Source organism: Novosphingobium sp. DS6-6, assembly GCF_057784975.1.
The window spans coordinates 1-23999 of record NZ_JBYNTS010000016.1 but is presented as its reverse complement, the minus strand read 5'-3'; the positions used below and the strand labels follow the sequence as shown (position 1 = coordinate 23999).

Here is a 23999-nt window from a genome sequence, read left to right as displayed (position 1 = left end):
CGAGCCGAAGCGCTTCTGGCCGATGGCAGCGATCCTGCTCGTGGCAGCGGCGCTCCGCCTCTACGGGATCAACTTCGGCTTGCCGGCGCTGCTTGACCCCGACGAGTTGATCTTCGTCGGCGGTGCGCACCAGCTTTATGCCAGTGGAAACTTCAACCCGGGCTGGTTCGGTCATCCCGCCACCACGACGATCTATGTCGTGGCTCTAGTTGCCGCTCTAGTAATGGGCACGGGCATGGCCACCGGAGCCTTTGCCACCCCCGATGCCTTTGCGCATGCCATGTTCCTCGATCCGGGTATTGTCGTTCTTCCGACGAGGATCGTCATGGCCTGCTTTGGCGTGGCGTGTGTGGCGCTTACGGCGCGTCTGACGACCCGCCTGGGCGGCGGGCGCACGGCCGGGCTGGTCGCCGGTGGACTCATGGCGGTGAACCCCGTCCAGGTCGCATGGTCGCAGGTGATCCGCTCCGACATGATGGCGCTTGCCTTTCTGCTTCTCGCGGCGCACGCCAGCCTTTCGTTGCTCGAACACGGCAGATGGCGGGACCGCTTGCTCGCCTGCTTCTACACGGCGCTTGCGATAACCTCGAAGTGGCCCTTTGCCGTCGCTTTCCTGTCCGTGTTCGGTGCTTTGGCGCTGCGCCGCTCGAGCCAGGAGAAAGCGCTGGCCGCAGGCGCCGCTGGCTTGGCGCGAGAAGTGGTGGCGTCAGGGGCACTCGTCGTCGTGCTCGTCCTGGCGATATCGCCGTACCTCCTGCTCGATTACCCCACCTTGATCTCGAACCTTCAGGGCGAGGCCAAGGTCGCGCACCTCGGCGGCACCAAAGGCGGGTTGATCGAGAATTTCGTCTATTACCTCAAGGATCCGCTGTATCGCGGCACGGGCCCGGTCGGCGCAGCTCTTGCGATTGCAGGCTTCTTCATTTTGCGCCGCAACCTGCGGTTCTGGGCGCTGATCGGAATACCCACGGGCTTCCTTCTGGCGGTCATCGTGACGCAGCCAGTTGTCTGGGAGCGCTGGGCAATCCCGTTCGCTCCTGCGATCTCGATCGCCGCTGGTTTCGGTGCGGAAAGGATTGGCGCGATGTTCAGATCACGTCCTTTGATCATGCGCCTGACCGGCTCGCTGGCTTTTGCAGGCGCCATGCTTGCTCCCGTTCTTTGGGCCACGTACGCGGGCGCGCGCGAGCGGATCGTGGACAACCGCCGGCTCGCGACCGACTGGGCGCGCGCGCACCTGCCGGCCGGGACAAGCCTGATGGTCGAGCACTTTGCGTTCGACCTCGTGGACAGCCCCTTCGAAATCGTCTTCCCGATCGGCACCGCGGGCTGTCTCGATGCACGCAAAGTACTGCGCGGCCAGATAAACTACAAAGAGGTCGACGCGCTACGCGGCGGACAGTCCAACCTTGACTATGCCGCCGTGCCAGAGGCGAAGCAGGGGACATGTCGCACCGACTTCGCGATCCTTACGGAACACGCCCGCTATGCAGCGGAACAGACCCGATTTTCGGTTGGAGCTTCGCGTTATCGGGAATTGATCGCCCGGGGATCGGTACTTGTCCGTTTCAAGCCGGTTGCAGGGGAGGTGGGCGGTCGTCCCGAAGTGATCATTCTTGATCTGCGGCCAGCATCCGCACGAGTGAAACCGCATGTGATAAGAGGGCCGGTCTGAGCGGTACACCGCATACATCCGGGTTCATCTCGCACCACCTGCAGTCCAAGAAGGTCCGTCGATCACCACCGCTACCTCTGATGAGTTTACGGCCGAGGCGTTCGTGGTTTCAAACCGAAGTGGCGCGCCCTGCAGGATTCGAACCTGCGACCACCGGCTTAGAAGGCCGATGCTCTATCCAGCTGAGCTAAGGGCGCGCGATGTTGTGCCCCATAAGACGGCTTTGCGTTTGGCGCAAATGGCGATAGCAGATGTACCCCATGACCGAACCAGTTTCCGCATCGGCCACGCTCGAAAAGATCGGTGGCACCGTCGGCGCCCGCCACCATTTCCGTTATTTCGACTACATGATGGCGGCATTCGTGGCGATCCTGCTGTTGTCGAATCTGATCGGCGCGGCAAAGCTGTCGAGCCTGGGCGGGTTCACCTTTGGCGCGGGCATCCTGTTCTTCCCGGTTTCCTATGTGCTGGGTGACGTGCTCACCGAGGTCTATGGCTATGCCAACGCGCGGCGCTGCGTGTGGGTCGGTTTCTTTGCGCTGCTGTTCATGGCGCTGATGAGCTTCGTGGTCGTCGCCATGCCGCCGGCGGCCGACTGGGGTTGCGCATCGAGCGGCGATCCGCAGTTTGCCGCGATAGTGGCGAAGAGTTCGGCCGGCGCCCTGTGCCAGACGACCTATGTTTCGGTCTTCGGCAGCACCTGGCGCATCGTGCTTGCCTCGGTCACCGCGTTCTGGGCCGGCGAGTTCGTCAATTCGTTCGTGATGGCGCGCATGAAAGTGTGGACGGGCGGCAGATACCTGTTCACCCGCACCTGGGGCTCGACCATTTTCGGGCAGGCGGTGGACAGCGTGATTTTCTATCCCGTGGCGTTCCTGGGTACCTGGACCAATGCCGACGTGATCCACGTGATGATTACCAACTGGGCCTTGAAAGTGCTTTGGGAGGTGGTGCTGACGCCTGTGACTTATGCGGTGATCGGCTTTCTCAAGCGGCGCGAGGGTGTCGATATCTATGATACCGATATCGATTTTTCGCCCTTTGCCCGCGCCGCTTCGGTCTGAAGCAGGCGGGCCGGGCGGCCTTGGTCAGTCAGCCAGAATGGCAATCGCCAGATAGATCAGCAGCAACGAGCCGAAGCCCAGCAAGGTCCCCGCGATCCATGCTACGCGGACGAGGACCACGTCCACGTCCAACGCGTCGGCCATGCCGGCGCAGACACCGAAAATCTTGCCGTTCTCGCGGTTGCGGCGGAAAAGGCTGCCCCGACGGCGGGAAGGGCGCACGGGGCTATCTTCAAAGCGCAGGTCGGCCATCACGCGATCTCCATCACGGGCGTGCTGCCCTGCGCGACGGCCGAGGGCGTTGCCACGGTCTGGCCGATCAGGGCGAGCGAAAGGGCGAGGGCGGCAACGGCAGCCGAGGCCCGGCCGGCTATGGCGCGAATAATCTGCATGACAATAACTCCCTTGACGTAACGCTGAAAGAAAGTTTCCAGCGACGCTCCCTCCTCTGCACACAGCGTGCCAAATCAGACAAGCACGTCAATCCGCGGGTTTTGCCAAGCCTTTTAGACGAGTGAATGCCGAGTGAATGCCAAGGCTTGGGATTATTCACCGAAAATTTGCATAACTCGCCGGCATGGCTGCTGCGATTCGCATGCCGCGTAGCTTTTGAGGGCGGGGCCGGCCTTCTGTCCCCTTGAAGGCAGGCGTCGGGCCGGTGGCCGGGCGGGCCGCATGCCAGACGCTGCCGGAGCAATCCGGCGGCTCCCGCCTCATTTGCGCGATCGCCGGGCGTCGGCGCTTTGTTCTTGCAATTTTCCTTCGCCGGGCCTAAAAGCACATCAATCCCGACATTGTGAAGGCAAGAGCGGGCTGGCGCCGAAAGGGGCCGGCGCGAAGTTCCATTGCCCGCACGGATCGGCAGCGGCTGACATGGACGGACCACCGGAGACCACATGGCGAATATCGCGCGGATTATCGAGATCGTGGAGCCCGAGGCGAAAGCCTTGGGATTCGATCTCGTGCGCGTGCGTCTCTATGGCAAAAGCGAAGTGGGCGACGAGGAGCACACGCTTCAGATCATGGCTGAGCGGCCCGAGACGGGGCAACTGCTGATCGCGGATTGCGCTGCCTTGTCGCACCGCATTTCCGATCGCATCGATGCGCTGGAAGACGCGGGCGAGATCCTGATCGAAGACGCCTATCGGCTGGAGGTGAGCTCGCCCGGGATCGATCGCCCACTGACCCGGCCAAAGGATTTTGCGGCCTGGATCGGGCACGAAGCGCGGATCGAGCTGATCGAGCTGCTCGACGGGCGCAAGCGTTTTCGCGGTGATCTGGTGGCGTTCGATGCCGATACCGCGATGATTTCGATCGCGGACGAAGGGGTGGTCTACAAGGTGCCTTTCGCTCTTGTGACCAATGCCAAGCTGATCCTTACAGATCGGCTGATCGCTGCTTCGCGTCCGGTCGATACGGCCGGGGCGGACGAGGAAGATTTCGAAGTCGAAGACGTTTCGGGGCAAACCGACGCCTTTCTTGAGGAACAGGAAGACTAAGCCATGGCCAGTGCGATTTCCGCCAACCGTGCCGAGTTGCTGGCGATTGCCAACGCAGTCGCTGCCGAGAAGATGATCGACAAGTCCATCGTGATCGAGGCGATGGAAGAGGCGATCCAGAAATCGGCGCGCAACCGCTATGGCGCCGAAAACGACATCCGCGCCAAGCTTGACCCGCGCACCGGCGATCTGCGCTTGTGGCGGGTGGTCGAAGTGGTCGAGGATGTCGAGGACTACTTCAAGCAGGTCGATCTCAAGCAGGCCGAAAAGCTGCAGCCCGGGGCGAAAGTGGGAGACTTCATCGTCGATCCGCTGCCACCGGTGGACCTTGGGCGTATCGACGCGCAGTCGGCCAAGCAGGTCATTTTCCAGAAAGTGCGCGATGCCGAGCGCGACCGCCAGTACGACGAATTCAAGGACCGCGCGGGCGAGATCATCACGGGCGTGATCAAGTCGGTCGAATTCGGCCATGTGATCGTCAACCTGGGCCGTGCCGAAGGCGTGATCCGCCGCGACCAGCAGATCCCGCGCGAAGTGCCGCGCGTGGGCGAGCGGGTCCGCGCCCTGATCCTCAAGGTCGAGCGCCAGAACCGTGGTCCGCAGATTTTCCTCAGCCGCGCGCATCCCGATTTCATGAAAAAGCTGTTCGCCCAGGAAGTGCCGGAAATCTATGACGGCATAATCGAGATCAAGGCCGCCGCGCGCGATCCGGGCAGCCGGGCCAAGATCGGCGTCATCAGCCGCGACAGCTCGATCGATCCGGTGGGAGCCTGCGTCGGCATGAAAGGCAGCCGCGTGCAGGCGGTGGTCCAGGAAATGCAGGGCGAGAAGATCGATATCATCCCCTGGAGCGAAGATACCGCCACGTTCGTGGTCAACGCGCTGCAGCCGGCCACTGTCAGCCGCGTGGTGATCGACGAAGAGGAAAGCCGCATCGAAGTTGTCGTGCCCGACGACCAGCTCAGCCTGGCCATCGGCCGCCGTGGTCAGAACGTGCGCCTGGCTTCGGCGCTCACCGGCTCTGCCATCGATATCATGACCGAGGCCGAAGCGAGCGAAAAGCGCCAGAAGGAATTTTCCGAGCGCTCCAAGACCTTCGAGGAAGAGCTCGATGTCGATGAAACCCTGTCGCAGCTGCTGGTGGCCGAAGGGTTCAGCGAGCTTGAGGAAGTGGCCTATATCGACATCAGCGAACTGGCTTCGATCGAAGGCTTTGACGAGGAACTGGCGGCCGAACTGCAGAACCGCGCCCTTGAAGCGCTCGAGCGCCGCGAGGAAGGCCAGCGCGAGGAACGTCGCGCCCTGGGCGTGGAGGATGCCCTGGCCGAACTGCCGCATCTGACCGAAGCCATGCTCGTCACACTCGGCAAGGCGGGGATCAAGACGCTTGACGATCTTGCCGACCTTGCCACCGACGAACTGATCGCCAGGAAGCGCAACAACGACCAGCGCCGCCGCAACGACCGCCGCGAGCGCGAGCGTTCCGAGCGCAGCGAGGACAAGGGCGGCGTGCTGGGCGAATATGGCCTGAGCGAAGAGCAGGGCAACGAAATCATCATGGCGGCGCGCGCCCACTGGTTCGACGACGAACCGGAGGCCGATGCCCCGGCAATCGAGGAGGCCGCCGATGCGGAATCCTCACAATGAGGCGCTGAGCGCGCAGGCACCGCAAGGCCGCCCGGCAAAGCCAGGAAAGGCTTTGCCGGAGCGGAAATGCATCCTCACCGGCCGCCACGATGGCCGGGGCACTCTGCTGCGCCTGGCGATTTCGCCCGAAGGCCTGGTTCTGCCCGATCCGCTGGCGCGCGCGCCGGGACGTGGGGCGTGGATCGGCGTTTGCCGCGCAGACCTTGAAATCGCGCTGGCCAATGGCAAACTGAAAGGAGCGTTGGCGCGTGCGTTCAAAGGCGTGCCGCTGACTGTTCCTGCCGACCTTCCCGACCTGATCGAACAAGGCTTGAAACGCGCCGCGCTCGACCGGCTGGGTATCGAACTGCGCGCCGGCAATCTGGTGCTGGGCACCGAAAAGATCGCCCAGGCTGCCCGGTCCGGGGCGGTTGCATGGCTGGCCCATGCCAGCGATGCACGCGCCGATGGCGTGAGCAAACTGGCGCAGGCCTGGCGCGTGGGCGAAATGGCCGAAGGGTCGGGCATGGCCGGGGTCATCTTGCCGCTGGACCGGGCGGCGCTGTCTGTGGCATTGGGCCGCGACAACGTCGTTCACCTGGGCGTTACCGATGTGGGCGCGGCAAAGCGGATTGCCGGGCCACTAGGCCGTTTGATGCACTTTATCGGGGCTGCGGCACCGGAAGGGCCATCCGGGATCGACATCCCGGGCGGGCCGACTGCTGCCGCCGCACCGGCTGCGCAAGCAGCGAACGACGATTTGGATACGAAGGGCGAATGAGTTCGATGAGCGATAGCGACAAGAAGCCGACTCTGGGCCGCAGGCCATTGGGCCTGAAGACCGCGGTGGAGGCCGGAGAGGTCAAGCAGACCTTCAGCCATGGTCGCACCAACAAGGTGGTGGTCGAGGTCAAGCGCCGCAAACTGATGCCCGGCGGGCCGGGTGCGGCTCCCGCCGCCGCTGCGCCGGCCGCCGCCGCGCCGGCGGTCGCACCGCGCCCTGCCGCTGCGCCCGCTCAGCGTGCACCGGTTGCACCGCCGCCGGTTTCGTCTGCCGCCTCGCGAGAGACGCGCCAGGAAGTGCAGACCCGCCTGCTGCGCGAGGCCGAGGAGGCCCGCCTTGCCGCGCTCGAGGCCGCCAACCGCCGCGAGCAGGAACAGCGCTTGCGCACGCTGGAGGAAGAGCGCCGCCGCGCCGAGGAAAAGGAGACCGCGGCATCGCCCGGCAAGGACGAAGCGGGCCCCGGTTCTGCGAGCGCCGAACCGGCGCCGACGGGCGATCCCGCATTGGGCGAGCCGCGCTCCGTGCCCGAGCCGGAAGCCACGCCGGCGTTCGACGCCGCACCTGCTTCCGCGCGGGCGCAAGAGCCTGAACAGGCTGCAGCGGACATGCAACCGTCTGCCGCTGCCCGGCCGGCTGCCGCGCCGGCCCCTCGGCGCTTCACCCCGGTGGCCGCGCCCAAGCGCCCCGAGCCGGCCAAGAAGCCCGCCCATGCCCCGCGCGACAAGAATGCCAGCGACCGCCGCCAGGCGGGCAAGCTGACCGTCACCCGCGCGCTCAATGACGACGAGGGTGCTCGCGCCCGTTCGCTTGCCGCGCTCAAGCGCGCGCGGGAAAAGGAACGCCGCGCCCACTTTGCCGGGCAGACCCAGCAGCGCGAAAAGCAGGTGCGCGACGTGATCGTTCCCGAAGCGATCACGGTGCAGGATCTGGCCAACCGCATGGCCGAAAAGGCTGCGGACCTGGTCAAGGCGCTGTTCAAGATGGGCATGATGGTCACGATCAACCAGACCATCGACCAGGATACCGCCGAATTGCTCGTCACCGAATTCGGGCACAACATCCAGCGCGTGAACGAAAGCGACGTCGATATCGATACCGCTTCGGACATCGACGCCGAAATGACGCTGATATCGCGGCCGCCGGTCGTGGCGATCATGGGCCACGTCGATCATGGCAAGACCAGCCTGCTCGATGCGCTGCGCGGCACCGACGTGGTGCGCGGCGAAGCAGGCGGCATCACGCAGCACATCGGCGCCTATCAGATCAAGACCAAGGGCGGCGATTACATCACTTTCCTCGATACGCCAGGCCACGAAGCCTTTACCGAAATGCGCATGCGCGGGGCCAACGTCACCGACATCGTCATTCTGGTCGTGGCTGCGGACGACGGCATCATGCCGCAGACGGTGGAAGCCATCAATCACACCAAGGCGGCCGGCGTGCCGATGATCGTGGCGATCACCAAAAGCGACAAGCCCGAGGCCAATCCGCAGAAGATCCGCGAGCGCCTGCTCGAACACGAAGTGATCGTGGAAGACATGTCGGGCGATGTGCAGGACGTGGAGGTTTCGTCCAAGACCGGGGCCGGTCTCGATACGCTGATCGAAAAGATCCTGCTGCAGGCGGAACTGATGGAACTCAAGGCCAACCCCGATCGTGCCGCCGAAGCGACGGTGATCGAGGCCAAGCTGGACAAGGGCAAGGGGCCGCTGGCCACCGTGCTGATCAACCGCGGCACGCTGCATGTGGGCGACATTCTCGTCGTCGGCACGCAATCGGGCCGCGTGCGCGCCATGCTGGACGACAAGGGCCGACAGGTGAAATCGGCGCCGCCGTCGCTGCCGGTGGAAGTGCTGGGCATTGGCGGCGTGCCGATGGCCGGCGATACGCTGACCGTGGTGGAGAACGAAGCGCGGGCCCGCGAAGTTGCCGCTTATCGCCACGAAAAGGCAACCGCCAAGCGTACCGCCGTTGCTCCGTCGAGCCTGGAGAATATGTTCTCTGCGCTGGCGGCCAAGCAGACCGTGATCGAATATCCGGTGGTGGTGAAAGCCGATGTGCAGGGTTCGACCGAAGCGATCGTCAATGCGCTCAATCGCCTGTCGACCGACGAGATCAAAGTGCGCGTGCTGCATTCGGGAGTGGGCGCCATCACCGAAAGCGACGTGGGCCTGGCCCAGGCTTCCGGCGCGCCGATCGTCGGCTTCAACGTCCGCCCCAATGCCAAGGCGCGCGAGTTGATCGAGCGCAACAAGGTGCGGATGAAGTATTTCGATGTGATCTATCAGCTGACCGATGACATCGCCAAGGAAATGGCGGGCGAACTGGGGCCGGAGCGTATCGAGACCGTGGTCGGCCGTGCCGAGGTCAAGGAAGTGTTCCCGGCGGGCAAGAAGGACAAGGCGGCTGGTTTGCTGGTGCTGGAAGGCTATATCCGCAAGGGTATCTATGCCCGCCTTACCCGCAACGACGTCATCGTTTCCAAGACCACGATCGCTTCGCTGCGCCGTTTCAAGGACGACGTGCCCGAAGTGCGCGCGGGCCTGGAATGCGGCGTGGTGCTGCAGGATACCAACGACATCAAGGCGGGCGACACGCTGGAAGTGTTCGAAGTGGAAGAGCGCGAACGCACGCTTTGATCTTGCGATCATTTATCAGGAAGGCGGCTTTTCCATTTGGAAAGGCCGCCTTTTATATAGCATCCAGCATGGTTCATGCGGGCGGCGGCGCAGCTTGGCCGGCCGCTCTGGCAATCGCTTCCTGCGCGGCGAAAGCACGACGGAACGCGGGGCGCGCTTCGCCCCTGGCGATGTAGCCCGCAACGGTTGCCTGCGCTTCCAGCAAACCGGTGCCAGCCAGGCGGCGCAGCACCGTGATCATGACGAGATCGGCCGCGCTGAACGGCCCGTCGAGCCACTCTCGGTCGCCAAGATGGCCTGCCAATTGTTCCAGCCTCTGCGCCACCCGCCGGTTCAGCATGGCCAGCCGCTGATCGTGCCACGCCTCATCCGCTTCGAGCATCACGGCCATGCTGCGCTCGACAATGGGCGGCTCGATCGTGCTTTTGGCGGCGAACGTCCACATGACCGCCCGCGCCCGCGCATCGCCCGCTTGCGGCAGCAGCCGCCCTTGCTGCTCGGCAATGTGCAACACGATCGCGGCGGATTCGAACAGCGCCAGCCCGTCCGCTTCGTATGTGGGTATCTGGCCGAACGGGTTCAGGCGAAGATGAGCGGGGGCCTGGAGATCGGCAAAGGACAGCAGGCGCACGGCATAGGGCTTGCCGACTTCCTCGAGCGCCCATCGCACCGCCATGTCACGCGCCAGTCCTCTGCCACGATCGGGCGACCGAGCAAAGGCGGTAATGACCGGTTCCATCGGCGCACTATTGCCGTGAACCATCGCCAAGGCCAAGCGCCAAAGAGAGCCAGGCGGGACGTAGCTGGCGCGCGGCTGGCTCAGGGCGTCATCCGGGCAGGGATCGCGTACCGCAACTTGCGCAGCAGCGGTGCTGCGACGATCGGGTGAAACAGTGCCGAGACTGCGGCGGTGGCGGCGACCCGAAGCATAGGCAGCACTCGTCTGGAAGCCGCCTATCGCGTGTCATGGGGAACAATCGACATATGTGGATTCAACGTCAACCGCGTCCTGCGGATGAAACGCGGCCGGCGTGGTCGCGCGCGGTGTAAGGACCAGAGGAATGCCCCGTCGGGCGCGCAGAGTCAGGCGGCTGAGCGGTTCGGGGGCGGGGCCGGGCGCCGGGGCCAGGTGAAACTGGCGGAGCAGCGTCGCCAGAACGATCATGGCCTCCTGCATGGCAAAACCCTGGCCGATGCACACGCGCGGCCCCTTGCCGAAGGGCAGCCAGGCATGCCGCGCGGCCATGGCATTTTCCGGGCGGCCAAAGCGATCGGGATCGAAAGCATGGGGGCATGCCCAGTGATCGGCATTGCGCTGGATCAGCCATGGCGAAACCACGACCAGATCGCCCGGTTCCAGTGCCTTGCCCCGCATGGTCTGAGGCTCCACCACTTCACGCATCAGGAAACTGACCGGCGGATAAAGCCGCAGCGCTTCCTGAAACAGGTGACGCAAGCCGGGCACGGCTTTCAGATGGTCTGGAGCCAGCGGATGATCGGCGGCGACGGCAGCGATCTCGCTTGCCAGGCGATCCTGCAAAGCCGGATCGCAGGCCAGCAGATAGGCCGCCCAGGCCATGGCCGACGCCGAGGTTTCGTGGCCCGCCAGAAACAGCGTGGCAAGCTGATCGAGCAGCGCCGGCCCGGTGAACGGCGCGCCGGTTTCCGGATGGCGCGCATCGAGCAGGGCATCGAGAATGTCGGCCGCCGCTTCCGGTTGCGCCAGCCCCGCCCGCGCCGCTATGCGGGCATCGACCAGCGGGGCGAAGATGGCCCGGATACTGGCCGCCGCGCGATGCAGCCCTGCGCCCTGGCCCAGCAGGGGCAGCCGGTACAACCGCAGCATGGCATAGCGCTGCGCATGGCGCTGATAACGGGCGAAGGCGGCAAAGACCTGGTCGGCCGCCTGCGGAGACAGGGGCCGGGAAAACAGCGTGCGAAAGATCACGTCGGCGGTGACTGCCGTCATCGCGCGTTCCATGTCCACGGCGCCGTTTATCGCGGCCTGCCGCAGATCGACGGCCATGGCCTCGGCCGCGGCACGCATCGCGGGAAAAGCGCGGGCAAGGCCGGCGTGGGCAAAGGCTTGCCCCATCATCGCGCGCTGGGCCTGCCATTGCGCGCCGTTTGCGGAAAACACGCTTTGCCCCATCAGGGGGCGCAGCAGTTCGGTCATCAACCCGTGCTTGGGCCACGGGCAGCGCCGTTCTTCCAGCACCTCGGCCACCAGGGCCGGGTCGTTGACGATGAAGAAGCGCAGCAGCGGAAAGCGCACCATGCCCATCTTCATCCGATAGGATTTTTCGAACAGCGTGTGGATCCAGCTTCCCCAGCCGATCACGAAGCGGCGCAGCAACCCCGCCTTGTGCCGCAGGGGAGCCGGAAACGGGGGGACGGAAAAAGCGCCGCGCTCCGTCATGCCGCCGCCCCTGCGCGAAACGCGGCGATACTGGCGGCCAGCGGTCGGTCGCTGCAGGTAAGGCCAAGGTAATCGAGCGGCGAGGGGCGGTCGAGCCGGCGCAGATAGTCGAAATGCGTAAGGTACTTGTCCTTGCGCCGCGCGGCATATGTGGCGCTGTCGCAATAGGCGAACCAGCGCGGCGAAACCTGCACCAGCCCCTCTGCGCGCCGTTCGGCCCGCCCCAGCCACGGATCGACGAGCGGTGTTGCGGCGCCATCGGTGGGGGAGCCGATATCGAGCCAGGCAAAGCGGCCGCGTTCCAGGCTGGCCATGGTGGCGGCAAATCCCAGCGCGTCTCGGCGCGATACCAGAAGGGGCAGGCTGGCCCCCAGCGTGACCAGCGCCAGCCGGGGCGGCAGCACGCCTTCGCCCGCATCGAGCAGGCGCGCGATCACGTCCGCCGCCAGAACCGCCCCGTTGGAATGGCTGACCAGCAGGACTTCGTCCCAGGCCGGATCGTCGCACAAGGCATGGGCGACAGCCCGGGCGAAGCGGTCGACACGGGCACCGAGGGCCGGATTGGACCGGCCCGCCGCCAGCGCGTCGTTGAAAATGACGAACTGCACCAGCCAGGCAAGGTGCCCCCCACCGGCAAGTGCCGGCATTGCCGCCAAAGGAGCCAGCAGCACGGCAAGCGTGGCGGCCAGCACGGCATGGCCGAGGATCAGGGCGATCGCCGCGGCGAACAGCCCGGCCGCGGCAGGCAGTGCCAGCAAGGTCAGCGCGGGCAGGAACAAGGCGATGCGGCTGCCCCGGGGCACGCGGCGCAGGCACGACAGGTCCGATCGGAGAAGAAGCCGGGCATAAGCGCCCGCCGTCGCCGGCAGCAGGCGCAGGCGGCCCCTGATCCAGGCGCGGCGCACGAGATCGTCCCATGCCAGAAAATGGAAAGCAGCCTCGATCCTGCCGGCCGCGTCGGTCACCGTCCAGGCGGTATCGCCCCGGCAACCGGGCATGTTGGTTATCCGGCGTTGCGGTGACAGGATAAGGGGATTGCCTGCGCAATCACGCGCGTTGTGGCAAGCGATCTGTTGTTGCATCAGATCATGATAGAAGCGCGCGCCACGCGGATCGAAGCCGCCAATATAGAACACTTTCCGCTTGAACATTGCCCCTGCCCCGCCAAATTCCCCGCGACGTCTTATCACGGATGCAGGGGGCTGGCATGTGCGAACCGGGGCAGAGGAACTATTGTCTGTTCCTCAATGGATTTAAGTATAACCGCAATGGATCGTGTAGAAAGCACGACAATGCTTATGGCATGGCGGGCGGCGGGCAGGAATCGGATCGGCGGCGGGCCGATGCGGCGTTCTATCGCGCCTTGCGCGCGCAGGGCGATCCCGCGGCATTGCCGGTGTGGCTGGCGGTGCGCTGTTTCGGCTGGTTCTTTTTCAATTACCACGGATTTCCCTGGCGTGGGCAACTCGTGCGCAAGGTCTTTTCCCGCTATTGATCGCGGGTTCTGGCGCAATCGCCGGCAATGCTCCATATGACGGGGGATGAACCGCCAGAATGCTTCTCCCGAACAACGGTCTGTCCGCCTGCTCAAAGTGGGCGAGCAGGTACGCCACGTGCTTTCCGAACTGCTTACCCGCCAGCAGGTGCATGACGATGTGCTGAGCGCGCATACCGTTTCGGTCACCGAAGTACGGATGTCGCCCGATCTGCGCCACGCAACGGTTTTCGTGAAATCGCTGCTCGGCACGGACGAAGACGAAGTGCTCAAGGCCCTGCGCACCAATACCGCCTTCTTCCAGAAGGAAGTGGCACAGCGGCTGAAGCTGAAATATGCGGCCAAGATCCGGTTTCTGGCCGACGAAAGCTTTGACGAGGCGTTCCGCATCGATGCCTTGCTGGCCGATCCGCGCGTGCGCCGCGATCTGGACGAGCCCAAGGGCGAAGGAGAGGGCTGAGGCCCTTTTAACGCTATGGCAAAGCTCTATTTCTATTACGCCAGCATGAACGCCGGCAAATCCACCAACCTGCTCCAGGCGGCGTTCAATTACCGCGAGCGCGGCATGGCGGCGATGCTGTGGACGGCGGCGGTCGACGATCGGGCCGAGCATCAGGGGGCGGGCCGGGCCATTGCCAGCCGCGTGGGGCTTCACGCCGATGCCCATCGCTTTTCCGCGGCGACGGACTTGTGGCAAGCCGTATCGGCAGAGCTGGCGCAAGGTCCGCTCGCCTGCGTGCTGGTGGACGAGGCGCAGTTTCTCACCCGTGCCCAGGTCTGGCAACTGGCCGACCTTGCCGATCGTGCCGGGATTCCGGTACTGTGCTATGGCCTGCGCACCGATTTTCGCGGCGATCTGTTCGAAGGTTCGGCCGCGTTGCTTGGCCTTGCCGACGCCCTGATCGAGTTGAAAGCCGTCTGTCATTGTGGCCGCAAGGCAACCATGAACTTGCGCGTGGATGCCGATGGGCGGCCGGTGAGCGAAGGCGCGCAGACCGAGATCGGCGGCAACGAACGCTATCTTTCTTTGTGCCGTGCCCATTTCAGCGCGGCGCTGCGTCTGGACGAACGCCGATGACCGATGGTCTTTACCTGCCTTTGAACGAGAGCGACCTGGCCCTCGAACCCCTGGCCGCCCACCATCGCGAGCCACTGCGCCATGCCTGCGCGCAGGATACCGCGATCTGGGCGATTTATCCGTTCAATTACCTGGGCGAGGGTTTCGATCCGCAATTCGATCGCCTGCTCGATGGCATGCCACAGCGCCGCGCCTATGCCGTTCTGGCCGATGGCGTGGTGGTGGGGATGACCGCCTGGATCGAGCACGGTGCGCCGGGCTGGTCGATCGAGATCGGCAACAGCTTCATCGTTCCCGCGCTGCGCGGTACCGGATTCAACGGGCGGCTCAAGCGGCTGATGCTGGATCATGCGTTTGCCTGCGGGCTGGAACGGGTGATTTTCAAAGTGGATCGGATCAACACGCGCAGCCAGGCTGCGGTGCGCAAACTGGGTGGGGTGGAAGAGGGCACGATGCGCCATGAACGCCTGACATGGACCGGCCGCGTGCGCGATACCGTGATGTTTTCGATCCTGCGCGAAGAATGGCTGGCGCGGCCATGACCGACACGCTTTATGCGCTGGCCACGATCGCCGTGCCGATGATCGTGGCGATCGTGTTCCATGAAGTGGCCCACGGCCGGGTGGCCAGGATGCTGGGCGACCGGACGGCGCAGAAAATGGGACGGCTCAGTTTCAATCCGCTGCGACATGTCGATCCCGTGGGCACAGTGATCCTGCCGGGGATGCTGGCGCTGGCCCACGCGCCGGTGTTCGGCTGGGCCCGGCCGGTGCCCGTGGACGTACGCGCGCTGCCCAATCCACGGCGGGCGATGATGCTGGTGGGTGCGGCCGGTCCGGCGATGAACTTTGCCCTTGCCGCGCTGGCGGCGCTGGCCATCGGCCTGCTGGCCCGGGCAGAAGGTTCGCCTGGCGCGATGACCCGTTTCGTGGCCGACAACCTCATCAACTTTCTGACGATCAACCTTTTTCTGGCGTGCTTCAACCTGATTCCGTTGCCGCCATTCGACGGTTCGCACATCGTTGAAGGGTTGTTGCCTGCGGGCGCCGCGCGCGGATATGCCCGGCTGCGGCCGCTGGGCCTGCCGTTGGTGCTGGTGCTGCTGGTGGTCCTGCCCTGGCTGGCGCCCGGCTTCGATCCATTGCGCACCGTGGTTGTCCCCCCGGTCATGTGGCTGGCGGACAAGTTCTGGGCTCTGGCCGGCCTCATCGCCGGGCGTCCGCTGGGTTGATCCGCCGCCGCCCCGCCTGATCGAGGGCTGACACGTCGGCGCGGGGCCGCTAGGGGCTGGGCAATGGCGGACGGCTGGATCATTCTCGACAAGCCGCGCGGCCTGGGATCGACCCAGGGCGTTGCGGCGGCCAAGCGCAATCTGCGCGCGCGGGGCCTGGGCAGGTGCAAGGTAGGCCACGGGGGAACGCTCGATCCGCTGGCGACCGGCGTTTTGCCGATTGCGGTAGGGGAGGCAACGAAGCTCTGCGGCCGCATGCTCGACGCCAGCAAGACTTACGCTTTCACCGTTGCGTTCGGCACCGAGACCGACACGCTCGACCTGGAGGGGGCGGTCGCCGGGCACAGCGCGGCGCGCCCCGCGCGCGCGGCGCTCGACGCGGCGCTGGCCGCATTTACCGGGCCGATCGCGCAAGTGCCGCCAGCCTATTCCGCGCTCAAGGTTGATGGCCGGCGTGCCTATGATCTGGCGCGCGCGGGGGAGGAGGTGACACTGGCATCGCGCAACGTCACGATCCATGCCTTGCGCGTGCTTGCAACGGCCGGCCCCGACGATGCCTTGCACGGCGCCACGCTGGAAGCCGATGTATCCAAAGGCACCTATATCCGCAGCCTGGCGCGAGACTTGGCCCTGGCTTTGGGCACGCGTGGCCACGTCACCATGTTGCATCGCCTGAGAGCCGGGCCTTTTGCCATGGCCCAGGCGATTTCGCTGGACAAATTGAACGATTGGGGCCAAGGCGCGCCCCTTGAGAACGTAATCTTGCCGTTTGAGGCAGGGCTGGTCGACATCCCGGCTCTTGACCTCGACCCCGAACAGGCAAGGGCGGTCGGTCACGGCCGCGTTCTGGCGGGGTTGCCCTTTCCTGATGGACTGTGGTGGGCGCGATCGGGCGGAATGCCGGTGGCGCTGGTCACGCTTTCAGGCGGCGCGTTGCGCGTCGAGCGGGGTTTCAATCTTTAGGCATGTCGCGGAGTGAAATGTTATGTCGGTGACCCCGGAAAAGAAGCAGGAAATCATCCAGGACAACGCGCGCGCCCCCGGCGACACCGGTTCGCCCGAAGTTCAGGTGGCCATTCTTACCGAACGCATCGTCAACCTGACCGAGCACTTCAAGAGCCACCACAAGGACAACCATTCGCGTCGTGGCCTGTTGCAGCTGGTGAACAAGCGCCGTTCGCTGCTCGATTACCTCAAGCGGAAGGATGTCGAGCGCTATAACGCGCTGATCCAGAAGCTCGGTCTGCGCAAGTAAGTTTCCCCACGGCCCGCCGCTGGCGGGCCGTTTCGCATCTGCCGTTTCGCGGCAAACCCCATGGTCGGACAGCCCGATGCAAAAGGCATTCGGACCCATGCCGATCCATGGTAACAGCAAGATGCCCGGCAATTCGGCGCGGGTACCGCGGGGCCAAGCCCCAAACCGGACCGGGACGGCACCCCGGCAGCAAATCCCGCCGGCAATAGGGCTGCGGGCTGAAGGAATATTCATGTTCGACGTCAAGACCGTATCGCTGGAGTGGGGCGGAAAAACCCTCACTCTGGAAACCGGCCGCATCGCGCGCCAGGCCGATGGTGCCGTTCTGGCCACCTATGGCGAAACCGTGGTGCTTTGCGCGGTGACCGCCGCCAAGTCGGTGAAGGAAGGACAGGACTTCTTCCCGCTGACCGTGCACTATCAGGAGAAGTTTTCGGCCGCCGGCCGCATTCCCGGTGGCTTCTTCAAGCGTGAACGCGGCGCCACCGAAAAGGAAACGCTGGTTTCGCGCCTGATCGACCGCCCGGTGCGCCCGTTGTTCCCCGAAGGCTTCTACAACGAAGTCAACGTCATTGCCCAGGTGATGAGCTATGACGGCGAAACCGAACCCGATATCGTCGCCATGATCGCCGCATCTGCTGCGCTCACCATTTCCGGCGTGCCTTTCATGGGCCCGATCGGTGCGGCGCGCGTCGGCTTCAAGGATGGCGAATATCAGCTCAACCCGTCGCTGGCCGAAACGGCCAACGGGCGGCTCGATCTGGTCGTCGCTGCTACCGACACCGCCGTGATGATGGTGGAATCCGAAGCCAAGGAACTGACCGAAGAAGAAATGCTCGGCGCGGTGGTCTTTGCCCACGAGGAAAGCCGCAAGGTCGTCAAGGCGATCATCGACCTGGCCGAAAAGGCCGCCAAGGACCCCTGGGAAATCGACCTGTCGGACAACACCGCCGACATCAAGGCGAAACTCAAGGCGGGCGTGGGCGGCGATATTGCCGCCGCCTACAAGCTGACCGACAAGTCTGCTCGTTCCAACGCGCTCAACGAGGTGCGCGCCAAGGCCAAGGTGCTGTTCGCGGATGAAACCCCGCAGACGCAGATGGTGGCGATCAAGACGCTCAAGAAACTGGAAGCGGAAATCGTGCGCGGTGCGATCCTCAAGGACGGGCAGCGTATCGACGGCCGTTCGGTCACCCAGGTGCGCCCGATCGAATCCATGGTCGGCTTCCTGCCGCGCACCCATGGTTCGGCGCTGTTCACCCGCGGCGAGACTCAGACCATCTGCACCACCACCCTTGGAACCAAGGATGCGGAACAGATGATCGACGGGCTCGACGGGCTCACTTACCAGCGCTTCATGCTGCACTACAACTTCCCCCCCTATTCGGTGGGTGAAGTGGGCCGTTTCGGCGCGCCGGGCCGCCGCGAAGTGGGCCATGGCAAGCTGGCCTGGCGCGCGCTCAACCCCGTGCTGCCGACGAAGGACGAGTTTCCCTACACCATCCGCGTGCTGTCCGACGTGACCGAGTCCAACGGTTCCTCGTCGATGGCCACGGTGTGCGGCGGCTGTCTTTCGATGATGGACGCCGGCGTGCCGATCGCACGCCCGGTTTCGGGCATTGCCATGGGCCTGATCCTGGAAGGGAAGGACTTTGCCGTCCTTTCCGACATTCTGGGCGATGAAGACCATCTCGGCGACATGGATTTCAAAGTGGCCGGCACCAGCGAAGGCATCACCTCGCTGCAGATGGACATCAAGATCGCCGGGATCACCGAGGAAATCATGCGTCAGGCTCTGGCCCAGGCCAAGGAAGGCCGCGCGCATATCCTTGCCGAGATGACCAAGGCCCTAGGCACGGCGCGGACCGAGCTTTCGGCCCATGCGCCCAGGATCGAGACGATCCAGATCGACAAGTCCAAGATTCGCGAAGTGATTGGCACCGGCGGCAAGGTGATCCGCGAGATCGTTGCTGAAACCGGCGCCAAGGTAGACATCGACGACGAAGGCCTGATCAAGATCTCGTCGTCCGATCTTTCGCAGATCGAAGCGGCCAAGAACTGGATCCTCGGCATCGTCGAAGAACCCGAAGTGGGCAAGGTCTATAACGGCAAGGTCGTCAACATCGTCGATTTCGGCGCTTTCGTGAACTTCATGGGTGGCAAGGACGGCCTCGTCCACGTGTCGGAAATGAAGAACGAGCGCGTGGAAAAGCCGGGCGACGTGGTCAAGGAAGGCCAGGAAGTCAAGGTCAAGGTCCTCGAGATCGACAACCGCGGCAAAGTGCGCCTGTCGATGCGCGTGGTGGACCAGGAAACCGGCGAAGCGCTGGAAGACACCCGCCCCGCGCGCGAACCGCGTGAACCGCGCAGCGACCGGGGTGACCGGGGTGGCGACCGTCGCGGCCCCCGCGGTGATCGCGGCCCGCGCCGCGACGGCGATCGCGGCCCCCGCCGCGAAGGCGGTGACCGCCCGCGTCGAGACCGCGACGAAGGCCCGGCGCCCGATCACATGCCGGCGTTCCTCAAGTCTGACGACTGAGGTTCCGCCGACATAAGGCAATAACAAGGAAGGCTCGCATCACCCGGTGCGAGCCTTTCCTGTCGATGCCCTGCGATATCTGGATTTGCGATCACGGCTTGCTCGCTACGCAGGTCGCGGAAATGTCGTGAGTCACGGTCCCCCAGATGCCCGGACCTAGAAATCCCTGCCGGTGCAAGCCTCGTCGAGGACTGTCGCTGCGTGCGCGCGGGTGAACGGGGCGGCGGTCAACGCAGCCGGGGCAAGAAGATGCAGTAAAGATCCATGATGCGCTCTGTCGCCGCGTTTCAGCGCGCGACCGGTCAAACGCAGTCGGTCAATACCACGCGATTGCGGCCAGCGCCTTTGGCTGCATAGAGCGCGCCGTCTGCCGCCGTGAGCGCGCTTTCAAGGTCATTGCACGCCACCGCGTCGGCAATCCCCGCCGAAAACGTGACATGGCCGAAGGGCAGTCCATTGGTGCGGTTGATAAGACGCCGCTTCGCCATCTTGATCCGGACGCTGTTGAGCAAGGCCTGCGCCTGGGAAGGCGCGCGCCCCGGAAACAGCACGCCAAATTCCTCGCCACCGATCCGCCCGACGATGCACCCCACCTCTTGCAGGGCACCAATCGTTTCGGCCATCACCTGGAGCACGCGATCGCCGGCGGTATGCCCGTGACGATCGTTGATCCGCTTGAAATGATCGATATCGACGACGGCCACGCAGAGCGGCGTCGCATCGGCGCGGGCGATTTCGAGGGCTTGCGCGAACTGGCGTTCGAACGCGCGGCGGTTGGCGAGGCCGGTCAGGTGATCTTCGTCGGCCGTGCGTTGCACCTGCTCGAGCATGTTCTGCAGTTCGGCGGTCCGCTTGCGGCTGGCGGCAAGCTCGGCGTGCAATGCGCTCGCCTGATCGAGCATCGCTTTTGTGGCCTGGGCCAGATCGCGTACCAGCGCTTCGTCGGCGCCCGTTTTGGCCATGTCCGCAAGATGGCTTTGCAGCGTGTCGGAAAAATCGTCGCTTGCCTGCATGGCGCCATGGGTGCTGCGATCGAACGCCGCCAGGTTTTCGCGAACATGGCACAGCAGTACGACCAGTTGCTCGGCGGCAAGGCCCTGCGTGGGATGGCGCAAGGCCTGTTCCAGCCAGGCAACGTCCACGATCAGCCCGGCGCTGATGCGCCGCACCAGCAGTTCGGCGAGCCGGGGATTGGCACCGGTTACGCAATCATGGGCCATGACCAGCGTGAAAGGCGTGATCGGCAGATCGTGATCGACCAGCAGGGCCGCGATGCGTGCCAGCAGGGCGCGGCGGGCTGCCAGGGCTTTCGCGGTGCGGGCCACATCGGCACAATCGCTTGTCCCAGGCCCCAGGCCCAGCTTTTGCCACAGGCGCTGGAAGGGGCTATCCGCTCGCCGGTCATGCTTGGCCATGCCGGCCAGAACGACAGGGCCGCACTCCTGTTAAGAGCGCGGCCCTGAAACACCTGATAATTGAGCGCCAAAACCTGGCGATCGCGCGTAATGCAGCCTCAGCGAACGCGTGGCCCGCCGAACGGCATGGGCGGGGGCGGGCGCCGATGACCACGCGGCAACTGGGCCTGATAGGCCCGGCCGCAATGGTCCACGCAATACGGGAAACCGGGATTCACTTTTTCGCCGCAGAAATGAAAATCGGGTTCTCCAGGATGGCCCATCGGCCAGCGGCAGATACGATCGTTGAGATCGAGCAGGCTGGTCTTGTCGGCAATTTCGGGGCTGGGCCGGGCCGGCACCAGACGGCGGGGCGGGGCAGGGGGGATCGGGGCCTGCTGATCGCCTGGGCCCTGCCGCAGGAAACCACCAGGGCCGACGGAAACGACGCGCGGTGCCGGCGGGGCGGCCGCGTCGGTCTGGCCGGCGGCATCGGCGGTTGCCGAGGTTGGAGCGGCAATGGGCGCAGCCGGACGGGCTGGCGCGGGCCGGGCGTCTGCGGCCACTTGCGCGGGCGCGGACTTCGGCGCGGGCGCACGGGCCTCCGCGGCCACGGTGGGGGCGGGCGGCACAGGCTTTGCGGGCCTCGCGGCCGGTGCTGCTTCGGCCCTGTCGCTGGCCCTGAGGTCGCTGGCCCTGAGGTCGTTAGCCCTGAGGTCGTTGGCCTTGGGGTCGTTGGCCTTGGGGTCGTTGGCCTTGGGGTCGTTGGCCTTGAGGTCGTTCGCTTTCACCGGGGAAGGGCGCGCCTTCAATCCCAGCCGATGCGCTTTGCCGATAACGGCGTTGCGGCTGACCCCGCCAAGTTCCTCGGCAATCTGGCTGGCGGTAGCGCCGCCTTCCCACATCTTGGTCAGTTTTTCGATCCGCTCGTCGGTCCAGCTCATCCGTTCAAAAACCCTTGCATCGGCGTGGGCGTGACCCTTGCCTTTTCCATGTCTTGCCATCGGCCCCGGCGCGCGATACCGCGCAGCCCATGGCCAATCAATTCCCGTCCCCTGCCGGAGAAACGCAACCGCTCGACCCCGGTACTGCCGTATCAGGCATCGCCGCAGGTCAGGCTTACGGGCATCTAGCCGGTTTTCCGCCGCCCGGACAGCCGATTTTCCGCAGCTTCAACAGTGTCGGGCTCTGGACCCTCTATATGAAGGAGGTGCGCCGCTTCTTCAAGGTGCAGACCCAGACGATCTGGGCGCCGGCGATTACCACGCTGCTGTACCTGATGATTTTCACCCTGGCGTTGGGCGGCGGCGGCCGGATGGTGCTCGGCGTGCCTTTCGCCAGCTTCGTGGCCCCCGGCCTGATTGCGATGGGCATGATCAACAACGCGTTTGCCAATGCCAGTTTCGGCCTGCTCGGCGGCAAGATCCAGGGCACGATCATCGACTATCTTATGCCGCCCATTTCTGAGGGTGAACTGCTGGCGGCGCTGGTGGGCGCGGCCGTTACCCGCGCGATCCTGGTGGGCCTGGCCGTGGCGGCGGCCATGGTGTTCTGGCCTGGCGTTTCGCTGGAAGTGCGCCACCCCTGGGCGGTCGTCTGGTTCGGCCTGATGGGTTCGATTCTCCTGTCCCTGATCGGCGTGCTCACGTCACTGTGGGCGGAGAAATTCGATCACAATGCCGCCGTCACCAATTTCATCATCACGCCCATGTCGATGCTGTCCGGCACGTTCTACGTGATCGACCGGCTGGCCCCGGCATTCCAGACCGTCAGCCGCCTGAACCCGATTTTTTACGTGATCTCGGGCTTCCGCTACGGCTTCCTGGGCCAGAGCGACATCGGCAGCAGCAACATGGCCGTGCTGCACGGCGCAATCGGCCTCGGCGTTCTGAATCTGGTGTTGGGCCTCGCGCTGTATGGTCTCTTGCGTTCCGGGTGGAAGCTCAAGGCCTGAACAAGCGGCCGGGGCAGTAACGAGCGCTGAGGTGCTATGCGCTGCGGACAGGCTCAGTGCGAAAGGCTGCGCCGCAGGCGATAACGCCCATCGGCAAAGCCTTCGAACATGTCGCGCAGCGAAGGATGATCGACCGGCCCCGCCTCGGCATCGGCTGTCAGGTTCTGCTGGCTGACATAAGCGACGTAGCTGTTATCGTCGTTTTCGGCCAGAAGGTGGTAGAATGGCTGATCGCGCAGGGGGCGCAAGTCCTCGGGAATGGATTCATACCATTCTTCGCTATTGGCAAAAACCGGATCGACATCGAAAACCACGCCGCGAAAACCGAACAGGCGGTGACGCACCACATCGCCGATGGCAAAGCGCGCCTCGCTCACTGCGGGCACCGAGATCTGGCGTCCGGCCTGATACGAAAAGTAACTGGTGTTCTCGGCAAAGGTCGACATGGTCGGGATATAGGTTTGCGGCACTTGCGAAACAAGCAAGCCTTTTGGGAAAGTGTGGTTGGGGAAAAAGCGCCTTTCCTCTTGGCAAGCCTTGAAACCTACGCTAGTGGCCCGGGCCTCGACCGGGGCAGTGCCAGCGCTGCCATTGCACGGCACTTCATGGAGAGGTGGCAGAGTGGTCGAATGCGCCGCACTCGAAATGCGGTGTACGGGCAACCGTACCGTGGGTTCGAATCCCACCCTCTCCGCCACTTCGGAACAAAGCTGGGCACTGCGCCCGGCAGTGTTCCGGAGCCCCCTGCGGCGGCAAGGGTCCGCAACAGGTCGGACTTCGATCCCATGATACGTACCTCACCGTCGTTTACCTCAACGCGCTGGGCGAGGGCGCGGAGATGGTCTCGGCGATAGCCGCCACCGGGTAAACGCATCCGGTGGCGAGCGGTCTGCGCGAACTTCGCGAGCATCGGCGCGGTGATGGCTCTCTGCCCCGCGCTTTCCAGAATGGCCGATGCGCGGTCGGCGTCAACGCGCGACTGGTCTCGTATGGCCTTGAGACTGGCAATCCGGTCCTTAAGGTCAGGGTCATCCAAGTCGGCAACGCCGCTCTCGATGGCGTCGTAAAGCGTTTGAGGCGCAGGTCTGTCTCCGTCGCCCGCTTGTTCAGCTCGGCGATGTGATCGCGGCGGCGCTCGGTGCGCTCTTGTCGCCGGTCGAGAACCGTCGCCAGCACCTCCTCTAGCCGTGCTGGGTCGAGCAGCCGGTCCTCCAGATGCCCAGCGACTAGAGCATAATCCGACCTGATAGAGTCGTTTGCGGTTCCCTTGGCGCTGAAAATCTGATTCATCCTGTTTGCTGGATAGGAGGCCAGCAGGCATGGTGAGACCGATATCCGAGGATTTGC

At 64.6% G+C, this 23999-nt stretch carries 23 protein-coding genes and 2 tRNA genes; 16 read left to right on the top strand and 9 right to left on the bottom strand.

Features of this window, described 5'->3' with window-relative positions:
- Positions 1–22 precede the first annotated feature (22 nt).
- Positions 23–1675, top strand: a complete 1653-nt coding sequence (locus tag AC3EDY_RS14915; protein WP_488573290.1) for an ArnT family glycosyltransferase — start codon at positions 23–25, stop codon at positions 1673–1675.
- Positions 1676–1795: 120 nt separating this feature from the next.
- Here the strand turns inward: AC3EDY_RS14915 and AC3EDY_RS14910 are convergent.
- Positions 1796–1872 (bottom strand) — tRNA-Arg (locus AC3EDY_RS14910).
- Between the two features lie 63 nt (positions 1873–1935).
- Between AC3EDY_RS14910 and AC3EDY_RS14905 the strand changes: the two genes are divergently transcribed.
- Positions 1936–2739 (top strand): queuosine precursor transporter, encoded by an 804-nt coding sequence (locus tag AC3EDY_RS14905; RefSeq protein WP_488573289.1) that lies wholly within the window; start codon positions 1936–1938, stop codon positions 2737–2739.
- Positions 2740–2763: 24 nt separating this feature from the next.
- Here the strand turns inward: AC3EDY_RS14905 and AC3EDY_RS14900 are convergent, their stop codons facing one another.
- Entirely contained in the window at positions 2764–2991 is a 228-nt protein-coding gene (locus AC3EDY_RS14900) for a PspC domain-containing protein (protein WP_488573288.1), read from the bottom strand.
- Complete coding sequence (locus AC3EDY_RS14895) at positions 2991–3131, bottom strand: hypothetical protein (RefSeq protein ID WP_488573287.1); 141 nt, start codon at positions 3129–3131, stop codon at positions 2991–2993. The genes AC3EDY_RS14900 and AC3EDY_RS14895 overlap by 1 nt, the downstream gene beginning before the upstream one ends.
- 504 nt (positions 3132–3635) lie before the next feature.
- Here AC3EDY_RS14895 and rimP point away from each other — a divergent pair.
- From rimP to infB, 4 genes are read left to right on the top strand one after another with little or no spacing between them, the layout of a single operon-like run.
- The gene (gene rimP, locus AC3EDY_RS14890) at positions 3636–4238 is read left to right on the top strand and encodes a ribosome maturation protein RimP (protein ID WP_488573286.1); all 603 of its coding nucleotides are present in this window, start codon (positions 3636–3638) and stop codon (positions 4236–4238) included.
- A gap of 3 nt (positions 4239–4241) precedes the next feature.
- Positions 4242–5885: a transcription termination factor NusA gene (nusA, locus tag AC3EDY_RS14885; RefSeq protein ID WP_488573285.1), complete on the top strand. Its 1644-nt coding sequence runs from the start codon at positions 4242–4244 to the stop codon at positions 5883–5885.
- On the top strand, positions 5866–6645 hold the full coding sequence (locus AC3EDY_RS14880) for a DUF448 domain-containing protein (RefSeq protein ID WP_488573284.1): 780 nt from the start codon (positions 5866–5868) through the stop codon (positions 6643–6645). Before nusA ends, AC3EDY_RS14880 begins: the two co-directional genes overlap by 20 nt.
- A gap of 5 nt (positions 6646–6650) precedes the next feature.
- Entirely contained in the window at positions 6651–9287 is a 2637-nt protein-coding gene (gene infB / locus AC3EDY_RS14875; protein ID WP_488573283.1) for a translation initiation factor IF-2, read from the top strand.
- 73 nt (positions 9288–9360) lie between these two features.
- On the opposite strand, the gene AC3EDY_RS14870 is transcribed toward infB, so the two are convergent.
- The 3 genes from AC3EDY_RS14870 to AC3EDY_RS14860 all read right to left on the bottom strand — a co-directional run bounded on the left by AC3EDY_RS14870 (position 9361) and on the right by AC3EDY_RS14860 (position 12896).
- Positions 9361–10026, bottom strand: coding sequence for a glutathione S-transferase family protein (locus tag AC3EDY_RS14870; RefSeq protein ID WP_488573282.1), 666 nt, complete (start codon positions 10024–10026; stop codon positions 9361–9363).
- A gap of 225 nt (positions 10027–10251) precedes the next feature.
- A complete protein-coding gene (locus AC3EDY_RS14865) occupies positions 10252–11706 on the bottom strand; it encodes a cytochrome P450 (RefSeq protein ID WP_488573281.1) in 1455 nt (484 codons plus the stop codon).
- A complete protein-coding gene (locus AC3EDY_RS14860; protein WP_488573280.1) occupies positions 11703–12896 on the bottom strand; it encodes a hypothetical protein in 1194 nt (397 codons plus the stop codon). Before AC3EDY_RS14860 ends, AC3EDY_RS14865 begins: the two co-directional genes overlap by 4 nt.
- A gap of 17 nt (positions 12897–12913) precedes the next feature.
- Between AC3EDY_RS14860 and AC3EDY_RS14855 the strand changes: the two genes are divergently transcribed.
- The 8 genes from AC3EDY_RS14855 to pnp all read left to right on the top strand — a co-directional run bounded on the left by AC3EDY_RS14855 (position 12914) and on the right by pnp (position 19304).
- Positions 12914–13201, top strand: a complete 288-nt coding sequence (locus AC3EDY_RS14855; protein WP_488573279.1) for a hypothetical protein — start codon at positions 12914–12916, stop codon at positions 13199–13201.
- A gap of 46 nt (positions 13202–13247) precedes the next feature.
- Positions 13248–13661, top strand: coding sequence for a 30S ribosome-binding factor RbfA (gene rbfA / locus AC3EDY_RS14850; RefSeq protein WP_488573278.1), 414 nt, complete (start codon positions 13248–13250; stop codon positions 13659–13661).
- A gap of 15 nt (positions 13662–13676) precedes the next feature.
- On the top strand, positions 13677–14279 hold the full coding sequence (locus tag AC3EDY_RS14845; protein ID WP_488573277.1) for a thymidine kinase: 603 nt from the start codon (positions 13677–13679) through the stop codon (positions 14277–14279).
- Positions 14276–14821 carry a GNAT family N-acetyltransferase gene (locus tag AC3EDY_RS14840; RefSeq protein ID WP_488573276.1) on the top strand — a complete coding sequence of 182 codons (546 nt, stop codon included), beginning with the start codon at positions 14276–14278 and terminating at the stop codon, positions 14819–14821. Before AC3EDY_RS14845 ends, AC3EDY_RS14840 begins: the two co-directional genes overlap by 4 nt.
- Positions 14818–15510: a site-2 protease family protein gene (locus tag AC3EDY_RS14835; protein WP_488573275.1), complete on the top strand. Its 693-nt coding sequence runs from the start codon at positions 14818–14820 to the stop codon at positions 15508–15510. The genes AC3EDY_RS14840 and AC3EDY_RS14835 overlap by 4 nt, the downstream gene beginning before the upstream one ends.
- Positions 15511–15573: 63 nt before the next feature.
- Entirely contained in the window at positions 15574–16473 is a 900-nt protein-coding gene (truB, locus tag AC3EDY_RS14830) for a tRNA pseudouridine(55) synthase TruB (protein WP_488573274.1), read from the top strand.
- A gap of 22 nt (positions 16474–16495) precedes the next feature.
- Positions 16496–16765: a 30S ribosomal protein S15 gene (rpsO, locus tag AC3EDY_RS14825; protein WP_488573273.1), complete on the top strand. Its 270-nt coding sequence runs from the start codon at positions 16496–16498 to the stop codon at positions 16763–16765.
- Between the two features lie 232 nt (positions 16766–16997).
- Positions 16998–19304, top strand: coding sequence for a polyribonucleotide nucleotidyltransferase (gene pnp / locus AC3EDY_RS14820; protein WP_488573272.1), 2307 nt, complete (start codon positions 16998–17000; stop codon positions 19302–19304).
- Positions 19305–19606: 302 nt separating this feature from the next.
- Here pnp and AC3EDY_RS14815 read toward each other — a convergent pair whose 3' ends face one another.
- Positions 19607–20719, bottom strand: coding sequence for a GGDEF domain-containing protein (locus tag AC3EDY_RS14815; RefSeq protein WP_488573271.1), 1113 nt, complete (start codon positions 20717–20719; stop codon positions 19607–19609).
- 98 nt (positions 20720–20817) lie between these two features.
- Positions 20818–21642, bottom strand: coding sequence for a GcrA family cell cycle regulator (locus AC3EDY_RS14810; RefSeq protein ID WP_488573270.1), 825 nt, complete (start codon positions 21640–21642; stop codon positions 20818–20820).
- Between the two features lie 89 nt (positions 21643–21731).
- On the opposite strand from AC3EDY_RS14810, the gene AC3EDY_RS14805 reads away from it, so the two are divergent.
- Positions 21732–22652 (top strand): ABC transporter permease, encoded by a 921-nt coding sequence (locus AC3EDY_RS14805; RefSeq protein WP_488573269.1) that lies wholly within the window; start codon positions 21732–21734, stop codon positions 22650–22652.
- A gap of 53 nt (positions 22653–22705) precedes the next feature.
- Here AC3EDY_RS14805 and hspQ read toward each other — a convergent pair whose 3' ends face one another.
- Positions 22706–23098 (bottom strand): heat shock protein HspQ, encoded by a 393-nt coding sequence (hspQ, locus tag AC3EDY_RS14800; RefSeq protein ID WP_488573268.1) that lies wholly within the window; start codon positions 23096–23098, stop codon positions 22706–22708.
- Between the two features lie 161 nt (positions 23099–23259).
- Between hspQ and AC3EDY_RS14795 the strand changes: the two genes are divergently transcribed.
- A tRNA-Ser gene (locus tag AC3EDY_RS14795) sits at positions 23260–23349 on the top strand.
- Positions 23350–23999: the final 650 nt, after the last annotated feature.

Excerpts from the sequence above, each read along its gene's own strand:
- AC3EDY_RS14915 (WP_488573290.1), top strand. The coding sequence starts at position 23 with ATGGCAGCGATCCTGCTCGTGGCAGCGGCGCTCCGCCTCTACGGGATC.
- AC3EDY_RS14905 (WP_488573289.1), top strand. The coding sequence starts at position 1,936 with ATGACCGAACCAGTTTCCGCATCGGCCACGCTCGAAAAGATCGGTGGC.
- AC3EDY_RS14900 (WP_488573288.1), bottom strand. The coding sequence starts at position 2,991 with ATGGCCGACCTGCGCTTTGAAGATAGCCCCGTGCGCCCTTCCCGCCGT.
- AC3EDY_RS14895 (WP_488573287.1), bottom strand. The coding sequence starts at position 3,131 with ATGCAGATTATTCGCGCCATAGCCGGCCGGGCCTCGGCTGCCGTTGCC.
- rimP (WP_488573286.1), top strand. The coding sequence starts at position 3,636 with ATGGCGAATATCGCGCGGATTATCGAGATCGTGGAGCCCGAGGCGAAA.
- nusA (WP_488573285.1), top strand. The coding sequence starts at position 4,242 with ATGGCCAGTGCGATTTCCGCCAACCGTGCCGAGTTGCTGGCGATTGCC.
- AC3EDY_RS14880 (WP_488573284.1), top strand. The coding sequence starts at position 5,866 with ATGCGGAATCCTCACAATGAGGCGCTGAGCGCGCAGGCACCGCAAGGC.
- infB (WP_488573283.1), top strand. The coding sequence starts at position 6,651 with ATGAGCGATAGCGACAAGAAGCCGACTCTGGGCCGCAGGCCATTGGGC.
- AC3EDY_RS14870 (WP_488573282.1), bottom strand. The coding sequence starts at position 10,026 with ATGGAACCGGTCATTACCGCCTTTGCTCGGTCGCCCGATCGTGGCAGA.
- AC3EDY_RS14865 (WP_488573281.1), bottom strand. The coding sequence starts at position 11,706 with ATGACGGAGCGCGGCGCTTTTTCCGTCCCCCCGTTTCCGGCTCCCCTG.
- AC3EDY_RS14855 (WP_488573279.1), top strand. The coding sequence starts at position 12,914 with ATGTGCGAACCGGGGCAGAGGAACTATTGTCTGTTCCTCAATGGATTT.
- rbfA (WP_488573278.1), top strand. The coding sequence starts at position 13,248 with ATGAACCGCCAGAATGCTTCTCCCGAACAACGGTCTGTCCGCCTGCTC.
- AC3EDY_RS14845 (WP_488573277.1), top strand. The coding sequence starts at position 13,677 with ATGGCAAAGCTCTATTTCTATTACGCCAGCATGAACGCCGGCAAATCC.
- AC3EDY_RS14840 (WP_488573276.1), top strand. The coding sequence starts at position 14,276 with ATGACCGATGGTCTTTACCTGCCTTTGAACGAGAGCGACCTGGCCCTC.
- AC3EDY_RS14835 (WP_488573275.1), top strand. The coding sequence starts at position 14,818 with ATGACCGACACGCTTTATGCGCTGGCCACGATCGCCGTGCCGATGATC.
- truB (WP_488573274.1), top strand. The coding sequence starts at position 15,574 with ATGGCGGACGGCTGGATCATTCTCGACAAGCCGCGCGGCCTGGGATCG.
- rpsO (WP_488573273.1), top strand. The coding sequence starts at position 16,496 with ATGTCGGTGACCCCGGAAAAGAAGCAGGAAATCATCCAGGACAACGCG.
- pnp (WP_488573272.1), top strand. The coding sequence starts at position 16,998 with ATGTTCGACGTCAAGACCGTATCGCTGGAGTGGGGCGGAAAAACCCTC.
- AC3EDY_RS14815 (WP_488573271.1), bottom strand. The coding sequence starts at position 20,719 with ATGGCCAAGCATGACCGGCGAGCGGATAGCCCCTTCCAGCGCCTGTGG.
- AC3EDY_RS14810 (WP_488573270.1), bottom strand. The coding sequence starts at position 21,642 with ATGAGCTGGACCGACGAGCGGATCGAAAAACTGACCAAGATGTGGGAA.
- AC3EDY_RS14805 (WP_488573269.1), top strand. The coding sequence starts at position 21,732 with ATGGCCAATCAATTCCCGTCCCCTGCCGGAGAAACGCAACCGCTCGAC.
- hspQ (WP_488573268.1), bottom strand. The coding sequence starts at position 23,098 with ATGTCGACCTTTGCCGAGAACACCAGTTACTTTTCGTATCAGGCCGGA.